This window comes from Pseudomonas marincola (assembly GCF_900116605.1).
Taxonomy (GTDB): Bacteria; Pseudomonadota; Gammaproteobacteria; order Pseudomonadales; family Pseudomonadaceae; genus Aquipseudomonas; species Aquipseudomonas marincola.
Window position 1 is genome coordinate 31,707 of record NZ_FPBC01000010.1, and the last position, 16,593, is coordinate 48,299.

Annotated in this window: 14 protein-coding genes, 1 tRNA gene and 1 pseudogene; 7 read left to right on the top strand and 9 right to left on the bottom strand. The window is 57.2% G+C overall.

All coding sequences use genetic code 11. The annotated features are described in order from the left end of the window. The first annotated feature begins 152 nt into the window (after positions 1-152). Positions 153-1,328, top strand: a complete 1,176-nt coding sequence (locus BM395_RS16065) for a GGDEF domain-containing protein (RefSeq protein ID WP_090513656.1) — start codon at positions 153-155, stop codon at positions 1,326-1,328. 7 nt (positions 1,329-1,335) lie between these two features. Here BM395_RS16065 and BM395_RS16070 read toward each other — a convergent pair whose 3' ends face one another. Genes BM395_RS16070 through osmF form a run of 4 tightly spaced genes read right to left on the bottom strand, consistent with a single transcriptional unit; the run spans position 1,336 to position 5,152 of the window. Continuing rightward, a complete protein-coding gene (locus tag BM395_RS16070) occupies positions 1,336-2,049 on the bottom strand; it encodes an ABC transporter permease (RefSeq protein ID WP_335723560.1) in 714 nt (237 codons plus the stop codon). A 41-nt stretch (positions 2,050-2,090) separates the two neighbouring features. After that, the gene (locus BM395_RS16075; protein WP_242454855.1) at positions 2,091-3,044 is read right to left on the bottom strand and encodes an ABC transporter ATP-binding protein; all 954 of its coding nucleotides are present in this window, start codon (positions 3,042-3,044) and stop codon (positions 2,091-2,093) included. Then, positions 3,041-4,210: an ABC transporter permease gene (locus tag BM395_RS16080; RefSeq protein WP_090513660.1), complete on the bottom strand. Its 1,170-nt coding sequence runs from the start codon at positions 4,208-4,210 to the stop codon at positions 3,041-3,043. Before BM395_RS16080 ends, BM395_RS16075 begins: the two co-directional genes overlap by 4 nt. A 12-nt stretch (positions 4,211-4,222) precedes the next feature. Next, positions 4,223-5,152: a glycine betaine ABC transporter substrate-binding protein OsmF gene (gene osmF / locus BM395_RS16085; RefSeq protein ID WP_090513663.1), complete on the bottom strand. Its 930-nt coding sequence runs from the start codon at positions 5,150-5,152 to the stop codon at positions 4,223-4,225. Positions 5,153-5,523: 371 nt separating this feature from the next. Here osmF and BM395_RS16090 point away from each other — a divergent pair, with 371 nt between their 5' ends. From BM395_RS16090 to BM395_RS16100, 3 genes are all read left to right on the top strand, one after another. Beyond that, positions 5,524-5,898 carry a DsrE family protein gene (locus BM395_RS16090; protein ID WP_069902510.1) on the top strand — a complete coding sequence of 125 codons (375 nt, stop codon included), beginning with the start codon at positions 5,524-5,526 and terminating at the stop codon, positions 5,896-5,898. Further along, positions 5,895-6,365, top strand: coding sequence for a glycine cleavage system protein H (locus BM395_RS16095; protein ID WP_090513667.1), 471 nt, complete (start codon positions 5,895-5,897; stop codon positions 6,363-6,365). Before BM395_RS16090 ends, BM395_RS16095 begins: the two co-directional genes overlap by 4 nt. Positions 6,366-6,547: 182 nt before the next feature. Further along, positions 6,548-6,889: an FKBP-type peptidyl-prolyl cis-trans isomerase gene (locus BM395_RS16100; protein WP_090513669.1), complete on the top strand. Its 342-nt coding sequence runs from the start codon at positions 6,548-6,550 to the stop codon at positions 6,887-6,889. A 57-nt stretch (positions 6,890-6,946) separates the two neighbouring features. On the opposite strand, the gene BM395_RS16105 is transcribed toward BM395_RS16100, so the two are convergent. Then, on the bottom strand, positions 6,947-8,983 hold the full coding sequence (locus tag BM395_RS16105) for a c-type cytochrome (RefSeq protein ID WP_090513672.1): 2,037 nt from the start codon (positions 8,981-8,983) through the stop codon (positions 6,947-6,949). Positions 8,984-9,267: 284 nt separating this feature from the next. Between BM395_RS16105 and BM395_RS16110 the strand changes: the two genes are divergently transcribed. The 3 genes and pseudogenes from BM395_RS16110 (at position 9,268) to BM395_RS23870 (ending at position 12,067) form a co-directional block, all read left to right on the top strand. Then, complete coding sequence (locus tag BM395_RS16110) at positions 9,268-10,263, top strand: alpha/beta fold hydrolase (protein WP_090513675.1); 996 nt, start codon at positions 9,268-9,270, stop codon at positions 10,261-10,263. Between the two features lie 190 nt (positions 10,264-10,453). Further along, positions 10,454-11,209: pseudogene (locus BM395_RS23865) on the top strand (cache domain-containing protein); the annotation flags it as partial. 102 nt (positions 11,210-11,311) lie between these two features. Further along, positions 11,312-12,067, top strand: a complete 756-nt coding sequence (locus BM395_RS23870) for a methyl-accepting chemotaxis protein (RefSeq protein WP_371850781.1) — start codon at positions 11,312-11,314, stop codon at positions 12,065-12,067. Between the two features lie 74 nt (positions 12,068-12,141). Here the strand turns inward: BM395_RS23870 and BM395_RS16120 are convergent, their stop codons facing one another. The 4 genes from BM395_RS16120 to selB form a co-directional block, all read right to left on the bottom strand. Continuing rightward, a complete protein-coding gene (locus BM395_RS16120) occupies positions 12,142-13,233 on the bottom strand; it encodes a type I restriction endonuclease (RefSeq protein WP_090513682.1) in 1,092 nt (363 codons plus the stop codon). A 152-nt stretch (positions 13,234-13,385) separates the two neighbouring features. Continuing rightward, a tRNA-Sec gene (locus BM395_RS23390) sits at positions 13,386-13,481 on the bottom strand. 146 nt (positions 13,482-13,627) lie between these two features. Further along, a complete protein-coding gene (locus BM395_RS16125) occupies positions 13,628-13,948 on the bottom strand; it encodes an NIPSNAP family protein (RefSeq protein WP_090513684.1) in 321 nt (106 codons plus the stop codon). Between the two features lie 623 nt (positions 13,949-14,571). Further along, positions 14,572-16,554, bottom strand: coding sequence for a selenocysteine-specific translation elongation factor (selB, locus tag BM395_RS16135; protein WP_090513691.1), 1,983 nt, complete (start codon positions 16,552-16,554; stop codon positions 14,572-14,574). Positions 16,555-16,593: the final 39 nt, after the last annotated feature.

A 16,593-nucleotide genomic window follows, 5' to 3' on the forward strand; every position in this document is an offset into this window, starting at 1 on the left:
TTGAGCGGTACACCGGCGCAACCGGCGCTTTCTGTAGCCTAACTTTCGTTCAGAAAGACAAGTTTGGGCCGGGACTACAACAAAAGCACTGAGCAGCGTCATAGCACAGTGGTCATAGTTATCGCCTTATTGACCACAAGTATTTGACGCCAATGAAAGAGCCCGACGTCCCCAGCAGCCCACGGGTTTTCGTATTGTGGCGTGAAGCCAAAGACACCCAACTCCGAGCCCGGCTCGGCGGCTGTTATTACCTGAGCGCATGGTTGCTGGTTTGGCTGCTAGGCCCGGGCATGAGCGATCACACCTTGGCAGGCTTGACCGGTAGCGCTCTGTTTTTCGGCCTGATGCAATTACGCAAACGCCACACCCTGCCGGTCGAGCTGACAGTACCAAACCTCAAGCGTTGGCTGAACCTGCACTGGGCGATCATTCTGGCCAGCGCCTTTTTGTGGGGAGCAACGGCTGCGTGGGCGCGCCTGCAACCCAGCTTTGATGAAACCTGGGCTCTGGTTACGCTGATGACCATCGCCTTCAGCACTGTTCACGCCTTCAGTTTTTCCATGAACCTGAGGCGCGCGCGACTCGCCCTGCTGATGCTCTATATACCGACATTATTGGTGATGTTGCATCAGGGACAGCAGAACCTCTCGACCCTGATCACACTGATGTTCTACCTGAGTTTTTTGCTGTTGCTGCTCAGCAGTAGCCACCGCGAGTATCGGCATACTCTGGCTATCGAGTTGCAATTGATCAAACGTCAGGAAGCGCTTAAACACCTGAGCCTGACCGACAGCCTCACGCAGCTTGGTAATCGGCTGAAGTTCGACAGCCTGCTGGCGAACATGATGAACAACGCCAAACGTCAGGGGGTGCCGCTGTCGCTGGTGATGCTGGATATCGATCATTTCAAGTCAGTGAATGATCGCTACGGTCATTCGTGCGGGGATATCTGCCTGGTCGGATTTGCCGATGTAATGCGCAATGTTTTCCGCCGCGAGAGCGACACACTGCTGCGCTTGGGCGGCGAAGAGTTTGCGGTGCTCATGCACAACACCTCGCATAACAACGCCTATGTGCTGGCCGAGAATTTCCGCAAAGCCCTGAGTGAGCATGATATGCCGATTGGCGAGCAGTCCATCCGCATCACCTCAAGCCTGGGCGTTGGCTGCATGGAGATTGAACTCGATTCAAGCCCGAATCAGTTTGTCCGGCGCATTGACGAGGCGCTGTATCAAGCCAAGTTCAACGGCCGCAACTGCACCGTTATGTCATCACCCAAGCGCCCGCAAAAACCCGATACCGCTGAGCGCAATCATGAGCCGGCGTAATTGCCAGCTATTGCGCCCGCCCTTGCCGTACAGCAAACCACTGCTGCACACATTCAAACAGGCTGTCGATCAACACCGCGAGCAGGCCAATCAAGATGGCGCCCTGTAACACGTAGGCAGTGTTGCCATTCACCAACCCGGCAATCACCGGATCACCCAGCGTGCTGGCGCCGATGGTCGAGCCGATTGCGGCAGTGGCAATCGCCACCGTTACCGAGGTGCGAATGCCCGCCAGAATTACCACACTTGCCAGCGGCAATTCGACCTTGAACAAGCTCTGCAATGGGCTCATGCCAATGCCCCGCGCCGCTTCGATCACCGTTGGTGAAACATCCTGCAGCCCGGCGAGGGTGTTGCGCAGCACCGGCAATAAGCCATACAGCACCAGCGCAAATATGGTCGGCAGGCTGCCAAAGCCGAGCAGCGGCACGGCCAATGCCAATACCGCAACAGGCGGGAATGTCTGACCGATAGACGCCACCTGACTCACCAGTGGCAGGAAGTCGCGGCCCCAGCGCCGCGTCGCGAGAATTCCGGCTGCAACCCCGACGATAACCGACACCAGCGACGCAGCCCCGACAATCAGCAGGTGCTTACCCAGCAATTGCGCAAAGCTGCTGCGCTGATAAATTACCGCGCGGGCATCCGGTTCGATCTGGCGAAAAAAGCCCTCGAACTGATCCATCGAAAACACCGCCACCAGCAACAGCAGCAACCACATGAGCGGCACCCAACCATTGCGTAGCATCGCCAGCAACCGCCTCATGCAGTCGGGCTGTCGAGCAAGGCGCGCATGGGCAGCAGCCCCACCGCGTGGTTGTCGGCATCGCGCACACAGAGAATGTCGGTGCGATGCCAGTACATCAGCGACATGGCTTGGCGCAGCGTGTCATCGACGTTCACCGAATGCTCCGGCAGATCACCGCTTAGTGCTTGCATGTGGGTTTTCACCGGTTCCAGACTGGCACGTTTGAGGCCGCGCTCGTTCTGCCCGAGCAGACTCTGCACGAACTCATTCACCGGACGATCGAGCAGATTGGCCGGCGTGTCATGCTGAACGATACGGCCCTTGTCCATCACTACAATCCGCGTCGCCAGTTTCAGCGCTTCATCAATATCGTGGGTGACAAACACAATGGTCTTGTTGATCTGCGATTGAATGCGCAGCAACTCGTTTTGCAACGAGTCGCGGGTAATCGGGTCGAGCGCACCGAACGGCTCATCCATCAGCAAAATATCCGGATCGCCCGCCAGCGCCCGGGCAACCCCAACCCGCTGCGCCTGACCACCGCTCAATTGGCTGGGAAACTTGTGCGCGAACTCGGCGTAAGGCAGCGACAGCAATTCCAGCAGCTCATGCACCCGTGCCTTGATCTTCTCCGGTGACCAGCCCAGCAGCGTAGGCACCACTCCAATATTGCGCTCGACACTCCAGTGTGGGAACAAGCCCGTGTTCTGGATGGCGTAGCCCATGCGCCGACGCAGCAATTTGGCATCGAGCCCGGCAATGTCTTCGCCGTCGATACGGATATTGCCGCTGGAGCAGCTGATCAATTTGTTCAGCAGGCGCAGGGTTGTCGACTTGCCGCACCCCGATGTGCCGACGATCACGCACAATTCGCCGCTGTTGATTTGCAGGGAAATATCATCCACCGCCACCGCGTTATCAAACAGGCGGCTGACGTGGCTTAACTCGATCATCGGGGTCGGCGTCATGCCCGGACTCCTGGTTGGCAGTGTCTGGCCAGCGCGCTGAACAGTGCGTCGGCCAACAGTGCTAGAAAAATTGTCGGCAGGGCGCCCAGCAGCACCAGATCCATTGCCCCCTGCCCCAGCCCCTGAAAGATAAAGCTGCCAAAACCACTGGCGCCAATCAGGGCGGCAACTGCCACCAGACCGATGGCCTGAATGGTGGTGATACGGATACCTTCGATAATCACCGGCAGGGCCAACGGCACGCGCACCTGACGCAACACCTGCCATGAACTCATGCCCATGCCGTGGGCAGACTCGATAACTGCAGGCGCTACCCCGCTGAGCGCGACACTGGTATTACGCACCACCGGTAGCAGGCTGTAAGCCACCAGCGCAATAATCGCCGGCGCCCAACCAATGCCATGAATACCGAGTCCCTGCAGCACCGGGTACTTGTTGGCCAGATAACTCAGCGGCGCGATGAGCAAGCCAAACAACGCCAGGCTGGGGATGGTCTGAAAGAAATTCAGCAGCCCAAAAATTGGCCGCTGCAAACGCGGCACTCGCAGCGTCAGCCACGCCAGCAACAGGCCGATAATCAGGCTGCCAAGTAATGCACCGCCGACCAGACTCAGGTGCCCGGCAAGCGCCTGCCAGAACTCACTACGGCGGCTGCTGTACTCGCGCAACAACGATAACGCGGCCAGATCGCCGCTATAAATCAGCCAGGCGCTGATCAACACCAGACCCAACGGGGCCGCGCGCCACCAAAAGGGCGCGGGCTGCATGCGTTGGCGGCACTCGATAAGCAGCAAAGAGCCGATAAACAGCAAGGTCCAACCGCCTGCGGCAATACCCGCCCGCGCGTACGGCTGATCGTCAGCGATATGCAGATGAATGAACCAGGCCAGACTCAGGGGTAACTGGCACAGCAGCAGCACGACCAGCGCCAGCATCAGGCGATAGCGCAGTGGATTGGGCCGCCAAGCCAGGGCGGCAATAGCCAGCAAGCCTGCGATCAAGCCGCTGGCCCACACAGAGCCCAATGCCTTGAACAACCCCAGGCCTTGGCCCGGCACAATGCGATTGGCCTGCACACTGGCAAAGTCCGCCAGCAGCAACACCGCCAGCACAATACACACCAAGGTTAGAACCACCCGATTAGGCGTCGAGCGGGGAGACTCCATTAGCCCGCTCACTCAGGGTTTGATGCCGTCCAGAAACAAAGTGGCGACCTGTCGTGGGTCGGCGCCATTCACCGCAACATCGGCATTGAGTTTTTGCAGCACCTGCAGGTTGAGTTTGGCAAACACCGGCGCCAGCAAGGTTTCGATCTGCGGGTATTTTTTCAGCACCTCGGTACGCACCAGCGGCGCAGGCTGATACACCGGCTGCACGCCTTTGGTGTCTTCCAGCACCTGCAAATCCAAAGCACTCAGGCCGCCATCAGTACCGTAAGTCATGGCGCCGTTAACGCCATTGGTTTGCAGCGCCGCAGCGCGTAAGGTGGCCGCTGTGTTGCCGCCCGAAAGAATAACCAGCTGCTCGGGGCTGAGCTTGAAACCATAAGCTTTCTGAAATGCTGGCAAGGCACTGGCCGACTCGACGAACTCGGAGCTTGCAGCAAACTTGAACTCGCCACCGTCATTCAGGTACTTGGCCAGATCTTCCAGCGTGACCAGCTTATTGGCGCGGGCAACATCTCCGCGAATACTCATGGCCCAGGTGTTATTGGCGTCTGCCGGTTGCAGCCAGACCAGCTTGTTGGCCTCGGCGTCGAGTTTTTTCACCGTGTCATAGGCTTTTTGCGCATCCTTCCACACCGGACTGTCGCCACGGTCGAAGAAGAACGCGCCATTGCCGGTGTACTCCGGGTAAATATCAATTTCACCGGCAATCAGGGCGTTGCGCACAATGCTCGTGCCGCCGAGTTGCAGGCGCTCTTTAACCGGCACACCGCCGCGCTTTAGCGTTTGCGCAATCAGTTGGCCCAGCACGGCGCCTTCGGTGTCGATCTTCGACGAGACCACAACCGCTTCATCCGCATGAGCACTGCCCATGCCCAGACACAAAAACACGCCCGCAACCAGACGCGTTAGTCGACGGCGATAACCCTCGGAAAATGACATGTACGACCCCTTGTTACCTAGACATCTTGAGCGTGACAACCGGCCACACTGCTGAAATAAAGGATGCCAAATGCGCCGAATCCGCGAGCGTTTACCCCCACGCGTTTCAGCCTGACACTCCATGTACGCGTTGCAGGGTAAAACACTAGGCCGCGCAGACCAACCTTATTGACCCAGGCACATCTTTAGCCCGGACTTGCCTGAGCGCCTTAACACCCGCCCTAATCAACTCTAGCTCAAGGTGGTGCCAGCGCCGATTTATGTCGCCTGCTGAGCGCCGCGTATTTGCCAGAGCATGGGCCGCTCGCTAGGCTTAAGCTGCCTGCGCAGGGACAAGCCCACGCGCGCCCGGAACTTGATTTTGGACTGACATGACGGCAACACCTGTTCAGCGAGTATTGGTTTTGGTCAGCAGCGGCCCGAGTACCCCGGCCCGCTGCGCTGCGCCGTTTTACACTGCCACATTGCTGGCCTGCATGGAGGCCGAAGTCACCCTGTTTCTCAGTGGCGAAGCCGGGCAACTGGCGATCACCGAGGTGGCCGACAACTTGTGTGCAGTGGCCGGCGGCGAGCCCGTTCGCCACTTCATTCAACAAGCCAAACAAGCAGGCGTACGCATTCTGTTATGCCGGGCGCCTGGCGTTACGCTTGAACCCGAACGCCTGATTCCTGAACTCGACGAGATTGCCAGCGGCGGCGAACTGGCGCAGATGATTCTCGAATACGACCGGGTCGTGAGCCTGTGAACGTCAACGGACTCGAGTTCCCGGACGACTTGCTCTACGCCGCCGAACACAACCTGTGGTTACGCGAAGAACCCGATGGCAGTGTCACCCTTGGTCTAACCGCCTATGGCTGTGCACTCTACGGGCAGATATTCGCCTTCACGCCCAAGCGCGACAACGCACACATCGAGTGTGACCGCAGCTTTGGTGTGGTCGAGTTCGCCAAGGCAGCTTCATCGGCGCGCTCGCCGCTGGCAGGCATTATGCTGGCCAGCAATCACAACGTGGTGCGCAATCCCGCGCTTATCAACAAGGACTGCTACGCCAGCGGCTGGCTGATCCGCATCAAGCCGGATGACTGGCCCGCCATCCAAGCCCGCTTGCTCAGCGGTCAGGCAGCGGCTGAGGCGTTTGCCGAACGCATGCGTCTGGACGACTACAACCCGCACGACGATGGCGTACAGGCGCTGCGCGGCAATCCGCATTGAGCCCTGCAAACAACAGGCGAATGGCAAAATCGCCCAGCCTCGCCTAGTTTCAAATACACAGGGTTTATACAATCGCCGGCGAACCTTCAGCCACACGCGCTGACAAACACACCGCACGCCGATTCGTCTGAGCGAAAGCCTGCAGACCACCGTAACCCGACAGCCAAGAGCACGAGCGCATCATGAACAAAGAACTGATAGTTGAAGACATCGAGGTCGGCGACGGCAAAGCCGTGGTCAAAGGCGCGTTAATCACCACCCAATACAACGGCTTTCTCGAAGACGGCCGCGTGTTTGACTCCTCCTATCAACGCGGCAAACCCTTCCAGTGCGTGATCGGCACCGGCCGCGTCATCAAGGGTTGGGATCAAGGCATGATGGGCATGAAGGTCGGCGGTAAACGCAAGCTCTTCGTACCGGCGCATCTGGCTTACGGCGAGAGTGAGTTCGGCCCGTTTATCAAGCCGAACTCCAATCTTATTTTTGAAATCGAGTTGCTCGAAGTCCTCACGCGCGACGAGTAATCACACGGCAATCAGGTACATCGCAGAGATGATGTACCTGACCTTCCTTAGCGCATATCAGTAACGCGCATCGACCGGTTTTTTATCCTTTGGCCAGTCCTTGTCTTTGCCCGGGAAATCCGGCCGTGGCTGATGAGAAAAGTACGCGGCGACATCAACCGAATCCTGCACCGACAATCCGCCTTGCCCCAACGGGAACTTGTCGCGGAAACCCACCGGCATATTGCGATTCACAAACGCCGCAGCCGTGTAGGTACGCGCCATACCGGCCCCCACGTTGAACGAGTGCTCGCCCCAAAGCGGTGGATAAATCGGCGTACCGTCGGCGCGGGCCAAGCCTTCGCCGTCCTTGCCGTGACAGACCGAGCACTGCTGGTCGTAGACCTTTTTGCCGTTGGCCATGTCTGGCTGGATCGAGGTATCAATCTTGCCGACCCCGCGCCCTTCAATATTGTCATCCGGTTTGATGTTCATCCGCATCCAGTCGAAGTACGCGACCATCGCCTGCATATCAGCTGAATCGACTGGCAACGCCTTGCCATTCATCGAGCGCATGAAGCAGCCATTAATCCGTTCCTCCAGCGTGATCACCTTGCCGGAGCGCGCCTGATACGCCGGGAATTTGGAGCTCAGCCCCACAAATGGCGAGCCCTCGGCCACAGTGCCGGCATTCAGGTGACAACTGGTGCAGTTGAGCACATCACCGACGTTATCCGGCAACAGCGCCCGCGTATCCAGATGCAGACGCATGCCGCGCACAACTTGCTCGGCATTCGGCTCATCAAGCATTTTCGCCAGACGCGGTGTTTCAAAGGTCGAGTTATCGGTGGTCTGCGGGTCGAGTTGATCGCGCATTTCCTTGACCTGATCCGCCGATATCGCGGAGCTGTTATTGCCCCAATTGCTGCGAATAAACGTGAGAATTTCAGCGACTTCCTGATCATCCAGCCGCGAGAATCCAGGCATGGTGTAGACCCGCGAATGCTCAGCAGTCTTGGCCGTCTGCCAGCCTGTGAGGGTGATATGCAACAGAGTCGTCGGCACCTCAGAGGCGGTGGTCGGGTTACCCGCCAGCGCCGGGAAGATACCCGGCACGCCGCCGCCATCAGGGCGGTGACAATCGGCGCAGAATTGCGTGTACGCCAACCCGCCTCGGCTGCTGAACAATGTGTCCGGCAATGCTGCCGGCCCCTTGGCAACTGACGGCATCGGCAGATCGTTTTCACCCGCCGGCAGCGACTTCAAATAGGTCGCAATCGCCACCAAATCATCATCAGTAAAGTGCTGGGTACTGTGGTGAATCACATCAACCATGTTGCCAGACACCGTGGCGAAACGATTCTGCCCGGTCTTCAGCAACTGCACGGTATCTTTGACCGTCCACAAATTGCGCAGGCTCAACGCACGCCACTCTTCGACATTCTCACCGGCCAGATAGTATTCGCCGCGGCTGTCGGTATCACTCAGTGCCTTCTCCTGAAACGCCAACCCGCGCGGCGTATGGCATGAGCCGCAATGCCCCAGGCCCTGCACCAGATACGCCCCGCGATTGGCCACCGCATCCTTGTTCGGGTCCGGGGTGAATGGCTCGCTGTCGACAAACACCATGTTCCAGAACATCAAGCCCCAGCGCAGGTTGAATGGAAAACTCATGTCTGCGTCGATATTCGGCTCTTTTACCGCCGGCACACCGCCCAGCAGATAAGCGAACAAATCCTTGAGGTCATCGTCCGTCATCTTCGCGTAAGACGGATAAGGCATCGCCGGGTACAAATTCTGCCCTTGAGCATTCACACCTTCACGCATCGCGCGAGCAAACTCTTCAAAGGTGTACTTGCCGATGCCGGTTTCAGGGTCCAGGGTAATGTTGCTCGAATAGATTGTGCCCATCGGCGTTTTCAGCTCCAGGCCACCGGCCATGAGCTTGCCGCCGGGCGCGGTGTGGCACGCCACGCAATCACCCAGATGGGCAATGTATTCCCCGCGTTTGATCTGCGCAGAGTCTGTGCCTGCTGCGGTTTCACTGCCTTGCGCATGAGCCGCAAGCATCACCAGCGCACCCAGCGTTGCCTGAAAAATCCGTATGAAAGTCATGGCGCGTCCCTTTAGCCAGTCCCTGCACAGGCGCCCTAATGGCCCCATAACCTGTAATGACAAAAGACTACAGAGCGCAGGCCTGTCAAGGACTGACCTCAGTCACGAGTATACGAGCTGGTTAAAACCGACGAACAACCGCTGCACGATTGATCAGCGCGCCAAAACAGCCATTCCAGAGCATCCAGCGCCTCGCAAGCAGCCTCTATTCGCCTGATGAATGCTGCTTAGCGTGAGTGGCCCGCTCTGCTAAGTTCGGGTTATCCACAGCTAAGGGCGAAACCATGCAAGCACTTCACACGCAGTTCCTTTCGGTAAATGGCATCCGCCTTTGCGTGCACGTCGCAGGCCCTGAAACAGGTCGGCCGGTGTGGTTACTGCACGGTTTCCCCGAATGCTGGCACTCATGGCGCGAGCAGATCCCTGCGCTTACAGCCGCTGGCTACCGGGTGTTCGTCCCCGAAATGCGCGGCTATGGCGCCAGCGACGCACCGGCAGACATCGAAGCCTATGACGTACTGACCATTTGCGCAGACATTCAGGTCAGCATGACCGCACTCGACCAGCACGACGTGTGCATGATCGGCCACGACTGGGGCGCCATGATTGCCTGGCACCTGGCGCAACTTGAGCCGGAACGCATCAGCGCCGTGGTGACCCTGTCGGTACCCTTTGCCGGTCGCGGCAAACGCCCGGCCATTGAAATTATGCGCGAAGTCTTCAGCGACCGTTTCAACTACATCGTCTACTTCCAGCAACCGGGCGTTGCCGAACAGGAACTGGATGCCGACATTGCCCGCAGCCTGCGCATATTCATGCAAGGCGCCAGCTCGAGCGACTTACTGCTGCAACCGCGCAGCAAGGACTCAACACTGTTTGCCGGTATCGAGACGCCCGCACAGCTACCCGAATGGTGCGCTCCGGAAGACTTCGCCGTGTACGTCGAAACCTTTGCCGACAAAGGTTTCAGAGGCGCGATCAACTGGTATCGCAACTTCGAGCGTAACTGGCAGCGCACCGATTTCCTGCAGGATGTTGTCATCCACCAACCGACGCTGTTCATGGTCGGCGAGCAAGACCCGGTGGCCACACTGGAGGCTTACACCATCAGCAAGATGCCAAGCCGGGTGAGCAACCTTGAACAGCATCAACTGACCGACTGCGGTCACTGGATACAGAGCGAGAAAGCTGCCGAGGTCAACGCCCGGTTGCTGGCGTTTTTAGGGCAACACTACCCGGCAGAAAAAGTATCCGAGGCGCCAGCACAACCCCCGAAATGATGGTTTCGGAGTGAGTGATGGCAAATTAATGCTAGAAAGTCTCAAGTATCGGAATTATTGGTCGACAAATTGGCGTCAGATATTTCTCGCTTCTTGGTTTTTTAGGAGATTTACCGCCGTGCTATCGTCCCTCCGGCTTCGGACCAAACTGCTGCTGCTCACATTAGTGCCCATTTTATTGCTGTGCCTGATGATCAGTGCGATCTCGGTAGTCCTCCTGCAAAACCTCGCCAATGATCAAGAACAACACACGCGCAGCAAACTGATCAGCGAACATCGCAACAATATTCAAAATTACGTGACCCTGGCCAAGCGCGCCATCACCCCGCTCTACGAGCAATCTGCCCAAGGCGACACCGCTGCACGTGCTCAGGCGGTCGAAATACTCAAGCACCTCAATTACGGCAAGGATGGGTATTTCTGGGGTTACGACGGTGCCAGCATTCGCCTGTTTCAGGGCGACACCGAAGACAAGATTGGCCAGGACTTCTCAACCTACAAAGACTCCAGCGGCGACTTCGCCATCCGCAACCTGGTTGCCGCCGGTAAAGACGGCAGCCACTTTGTCGATTACAGCTTCGTGCTCGGCGCAGACAGCAAGGTCGTGCCCAAAGTCGGTTACGCCGAGTTCCTGCCGAAGTGGGACATGGCCTTCGGCACCTCAATCAACCTCGACGGCGTAGAGAACGACGTACAAGCGGCGCGTGCCGAATTCGAAGAACAAATCGACCGCCTGCTGTGGATCATGATTGGCTCAGCCGTTGGCCTGTTCGTGGTCATGGGCCTACTCGCCAGCGTCGTCAGCGGCTCGATTCTGCGCCCGCTGATGCACATCAAAAGCAACCTCGACGACATGGCCGCCGGTGATGGCAACCTCAATCATCGCCTGCCCGTTGACAGCCACGACGAACTCGGCGAACTGGCGTCATCGTTCAACCGCTTCATTGAGAAAATTCACGGGCTGGTGCAACAAGTCGCGACAACCTCCTCGCAATTGCACGGTCTGGTCGGCGAAGTATCCAGCCAGGCGCAGCGCTCTGAGCAGGCAATGGAAGGCCAACGCCACGAGACCGATCAGGTCGCGACCGCGATCAACGAAATGTCGGCCGCTGCACAGGAAGTTGCCGCCAGCGCCCAGCGCGCTGCAGACGCCGCCCGCGAAACCGATCAGGAAGGTGCATCGGCCAAGCAAGTGGTCGAGCGCAGCGTAGAAAGCACACACAAACTGGTCGGCGAAATCCGCACCAGCAGCGCCTCGATTGATGGCCTGCGCCAAGACGTGCAAGGCATTGTCGGCGTTCTCGAAGTTATCCGCGCCATCGCCGACCAAACCAACCTGCTGGCACTCAACGCCGCCATCGAAGCCGCCCGCGCCGGTGAAGCAGGCCGTGGCTTTGCCGTGGTCGCCGACGAGGTTCGTGCACTCGCAAGCCGCACCCAACAAAGCACCGGCGAAATCCAGGGCATGATCGACCGCCTGCAAACCACCACCGAAGACGCAGTAGAAGCCATGCAGCGCGCCAGCGCCATGGGCGAAGACACCACCGAGCAAGCCAATCAGGCCGGCAAATCGCTGGATGTCATCGCCGAACTCATCGGCACCATCAGCTCAATGAACGCGCAAATCGCCAGCGCCGCCGAAGAGCAAACCGCCGTCGCCGAAGAGATCAACCGCAGCGTCCACCAAATCGCCCAAGGCGTCGAAGTCGTCTCCAACGACGCCACCCAAGGCGCCAACACCGCCCGCGAACTAGGCGGCCTCGGCGGCCGCCTGCAAAAACTGGTCGGCCAGTTCCAGATCTAACGCAGCGGTAAACAGCTCAAACAAAAGACCCGGCTCAGTGCCGGGTCTTTTGTTATTGGGGCAGTTGCACATGTCTAATCGTAGTAAGCCACAGTGTCTTTCAATTGCTGAGAAAATTCATATATATCATCTAGCGTCTCAATCGGATGACGAATTTCATTTTTCTCATTATCAAAAATACCTAAATATTTTTGGGTCCGATTGAAGTGAAGACGGCAGATGGGCTTACGATTATTATCATCGAGCAACACACCAAAGTAACTTTGCGTATCTCGGTGGATTATTCGCTTAGCATCAACAACTGCGCGTACTATAGCTTTAACGATATGAAAGCCTTCTAGTTCATCGAGCGTGGTAACAATTCGAGTATCGTCAACCTCTGTAGCATCCTCTGAGTCTTTATCCAAGCTCTTAGGGCCGGCATCCTCAAGTGCATATGAAGGCATCACCGCGCCACTCATGGCAGACTTCAAGCGGTCGTTAACTTGATCACTAAGAAATTGGGAAGCAGCCTTACGTGTCAAAACGCTGAACTGGTCTCTCACCTTTTGCGTGATCATTCCATCATAAACTCGAGTAGCAAAAAACTTTACAAACTCATCATCTGGATTAGTCAGCTGAGTTCCAATTTCTTTCTTAATCTGGCTGACGTACTTCAATTCACCCGCAGCACTGATGATCGATTCGACGTCGAAAGCAGATTTTGTAAGCTTCTGGAGTTCTGGAACCACATGCTCATCAATATCCAGAAGATCTAACTCAAGAAAGGGTTTTTCATCCATCTTGTTCGGTGCGTCTAAATCAGTATAAAACTTGAAAATCTGACCATTTGTTAAAATCGATATGCGCGCATTAGTAACGTGAAAATATCTAAACAGTTGACTTGCATGATTCAGGCTTAGCGACTCACCAATCTTTTTGCACTCGATTAGAATTTGTACCTCGCCACTGCTAAGAATTGCGTAGTCAATTTTTTCACCCTTTTTAGTGCCTACATCACAAACAAACTCTGGGGTCACCTCAGATGGATCAAAAACATCATACCCAAGGACAGCGTTAATAAATGGCATGACGAAAGCGTTTTTTGTAGCTTCTTCCGTTTTTATTGAGGCACCTTGCTGGCGTATTTTGGCCGACAAGGTATTCAATCGCTCTAAAAAATCCATAAACTGCTCCTTGTAGTAGGTCCACTGATACTAGCCTCTAGAAAATTAGCCACACTGATTTGCAGCAAAAATCCAAAACAGGACTGCAGTAAAGTTTCAAAGGATTTGAATAACGTACGGATTAACGACCTGTACGGAAAAGGAGGCGTAAATGGCGGAAGGCAGTAAGAGTCGAACTTACCTAGGAACGGCTGCCGTCCCCTACCGGGTTTGAAGCCCGGCCACGCCACCGGGCGTGATTGCCTTCCGTATTGAGGATTAAACCTGTGAAACCTTCCTTAGCAGCAATGGCATTGGTGAGGCTCGACGCCCGATCAGCATAGCCCATGATCATAAGCTTGTGGGTAACAGGTTTAGCCGATTTGTCCCTTGGTTTGGTGATGTGCTCGCCGGTCTACGGCTTGGCGTTTTCGTTAAACAGGGGGCGGAAGAAGGTGCGTTCGTAGCTGATGATGCAGCGGGTTTCTTCGGCGTATTTGAAGGCGGCGATGCATTCTGGGTCTTGCATTGATGCTGCTCGATATTGCTCGTAAGCACTAAGGCTTGGGAATGTGAACATGGCCAGCGCTACATTGTTGGCGCCTTCGGAAGGAAGAAAGTAGCCGTGATGTTGGCCGCCAAATTTTTCTACCAGTGGAATCCAGAGCTTTGCGTAATGTTCAAACTCTTTGAGTTTGTATGCATCGATGATGTAGCGCAGATGGCAAGTGACCATGAAATTCCCTTAATGAATGACGCCTAATCCAGAGTTCAAGATTGACCGTTGCTTGGGTGAAGGTGCGAGCCGTTACGCAGGGCAATCTTGGGCAACATGAATATAACTGGGGTGCCTCAATGACGGAAACCCTTCGGGGTTCCATCCTCCGGTTGGGCTTGGAGGTTTGGGTGGAGGATGGAATCTGCGCAGCAGCTTCCGTCATGGCGATTTGGGGTGGAGCTTGGTCATTGTTTTGCGGGTTTGGCCTTGTGACGGAAACCCTGCGGGGTTCCATCCTCCGGGTTGGGTTGGAGATTTGAGGTGGAGGATGGAATCTGCGCAGTTGCTTCCGTCATGGCGATTTGGGGCGGGGCTTGATTATTGATTTGCGGGTTCGGCCTTGTGACGGAAACCCTGCGGGATTCCATCCTCCGGGTTGGGCTTGGAGTTTTGGGTGGAGGATGGAATCTGCGCAGCAGCTTCCGTCATGGCGATTTTGGCGGGGCTTGGTCATTGTTTGGCGGGTTTGGCCTTGTGACGGAAACCCTTCGGGGTTCCATCCTCCGGTTGGGCTTGGTGGTTTTGATGGAGGATGGAATCTGCGCAGCGGCTTCCGTCATGGTGATTCGGGGCGGGGCTGGTTATTGTTTTGCGGGTTTGGCTTCGTGACGGAAACCCTGCGGGGTTCCATCCTCCGGTTGGGTGGTTGGTTCGGATGGTTTTGAATTGGCCAGGGCTGACTCCTCGCGAACTTTGCGTTCACCTACCAAGCGGCGGGTGAAGCCGATGCGGTCGAAGTATTCGAGTATCTGGATGCTGCGTTTGCGGCCAATGCCCAGGCTGTCGCGCCAGACGGCGGGTTTTATCGAGCCGTTTTGTTGTTGCAAGCCAACTCCGATTGCTGCCAGTTGGCGGATGGTTTGCTCGGGGTAGAAGAGGTCTTTGACTACTTGATGCAGTGCGCCAAGGCGCGCCAGTTTGCGCAGCAATAAGCGCGTAGCGGCCTCATCGGTTTGTAAGTTCGCGGCGATGTCGCGTACCCACGGTGGGTCGAAGTTTCCGCTCAGCAACAATGGCCATATCCGGTCGCGCAGGGCTTCATCATCGACGCCAAGCTGCACACTGTGATCAGGCAGATGCAACCACGGCCCACTGCTGCCGACATTTCCGCTGGCCAGCGCCTGCTCAAGCAGGGTGATAAATATCGGTCGTTCCAGATCGGCCAGTGCGAAGCGGCGCAGTCGGTCACGGTCTGGCCCGAGTTCGTCGGCGGATTGCTGATGAAATCGCTCAAGCCCCGCCAGCAGGCGCGCCGCCAATGCTTGCCAGTGGCTTTGGGTGAATAGCCGTGGGCCAAGCCGTGTGCTGATTTCCACGGTGTCTGCCGGCAATTGCCAACTCGCACGCGGACGATTGAACTGACGTTCGAGCAGGGCCGGATCGAGGCCGTTTTGCGCATTCTTCAGCAGGCTTTGCAGCGCCTGTTCGAACACATCGGTTTGTAGGCCTTGCAGCTGCGCCAAACGTGCAGGCAAACGTCGATTGCGCGCTGGGGCAAATGGGTCAAGTACGCGCCCGCCGCCGAGGGTTCGCTGCGCCGCTTGATCACGCAAAACCAGACGATCGCCGTGCACGGCATGCACCGGCGCATTCAGCAGCAGTTGCGCAAAACCCTGCTGGCCCGGTTGCAGGCTACTGCCTTCAAGCAGCGCCACCCGCCCGGTAACATCCTGTGCGCCGAGGTGCACATGCACCGGCGTCCAGTGGCTGAATTCGCGCGTCTCGCTGGGCAGCAATTGCAGTTGGATGTCGAGCCGCGTGGTGGGTGCATGCAGCTCCGCGGTCAGCAGCCAGTCACCACGGCGCACATGCTCCAACGCCAGTCGCTCGCCAGTAATGTTGAGGGCTACGCGCTGCCCTGCCTTTGCCTGTTCGGCAGGCTGATTCTGCGCATGCAGGCCACGCACTCGCACGCGGCGGCCGCTGGGACTGAGCAGCAATTCATCGCCTACTTGCACCCGCCCGGCAAAGGCGGTTCCGGTAACGACCACGCCCGCGCCGGCCACTGAGAACGCCCGGTCTATCGGCAAACGGAAGTAGCCGCTATTGCTGCGCGATTGCACCTCGTTTGTGGCGCTGAGTAATGCGCTGCGCAGCTCTTCTATGCCGCTGGCGGTGATACTTGAAACCGGCAGGATTGGCGCCGCGCTGAACGGCCCGTCTGCCAGCAGTTGGCGTATCTGCCGCTGCACATTTACGACGCGCTCGGGATCGACGCGATCAATCTTGTTCAACGCCACCAATGCCCGGCGAATACCCAGTTGCCCGGCTATGGCCAGATGCTCGCGCGTTTGCGGCATGACACCATCATCAGCGGCCACCACCAGCAACAGCAAGTCGATGCCGCTGGAGCCGGCGAGCATGTTGTGCACGAAACGCTCATGGCCGGGCACGTCGATAAAACCGCAGAGCTGGCCGTCACCCAAATCGGCGTACAAGTAACCCAGATCGATGGTGATGCCGCGCTCACGCTCTGCCGGGCGCTTGTCTCCGGCAATACCGGTGAGCGCTTGCAGCAAGGCGGTTTTGCCGTGGTCGATATGCCCGCCCGTGCCGATGATCATGGGCGCGCTCCAACACCGGCAGAAATTGCGGCGAGCTGA

Coding starts and splice junctions, on each gene's coding strand:
- BM395_RS16065 (WP_090513656.1), top strand. CDS start 153: ATGAAAGAGCCCGACGTCCCCAGCAGCCCACGGGTTTTCGTATTGTGG.
- BM395_RS16070 (WP_335723560.1), bottom strand. CDS start 2,049: ATGTGGTTGCTGCTGTTGCTGGTGGCGGTGTTTTCGATGGATCAGTTC.
- BM395_RS16075 (WP_242454855.1), bottom strand. CDS start 3,044: ATGACGCCGACCCCGATGATCGAGTTAAGCCACGTCAGCCGCCTGTTT.
- BM395_RS16080 (WP_090513660.1), bottom strand. CDS start 4,210: ATGGAGTCTCCCCGCTCGACGCCTAATCGGGTGGTTCTAACCTTGGTG.
- osmF (WP_090513663.1), bottom strand. CDS start 5,152: ATGTCATTTTCCGAGGGTTATCGCCGTCGACTAACGCGTCTGGTTGCG.
- BM395_RS16090 (WP_069902510.1), top strand. CDS start 5,524: ATGACGGCAACACCTGTTCAGCGAGTATTGGTTTTGGTCAGCAGCGGC.
- BM395_RS16100 (WP_090513669.1), top strand. CDS start 6,548: ATGAACAAAGAACTGATAGTTGAAGACATCGAGGTCGGCGACGGCAAA.
- BM395_RS16105 (WP_090513672.1), bottom strand. CDS start 8,983: ATGACTTTCATACGGATTTTTCAGGCAACGCTGGGTGCGCTGGTGATG.
- BM395_RS16110 (WP_090513675.1), top strand. CDS start 9,268: ATGCAAGCACTTCACACGCAGTTCCTTTCGGTAAATGGCATCCGCCTT.
- BM395_RS23870 (WP_371850781.1), top strand. CDS start 11,312: ATGGAAGGCCAACGCCACGAGACCGATCAGGTCGCGACCGCGATCAAC.
- BM395_RS16120 (WP_090513682.1), bottom strand. CDS start 13,233: ATGGATTTTTTAGAGCGATTGAATACCTTGTCGGCCAAAATACGCCAG.
- BM395_RS16125 (WP_090513684.1), bottom strand. CDS start 13,948: ATGGTCACTTGCCATCTGCGCTACATCATCGATGCATACAAACTCAAA.
- selB (WP_090513691.1), bottom strand. CDS start 16,554: ATGATCATCGGCACGGGCGGGCATATCGACCACGGCAAAACCGCCTTG.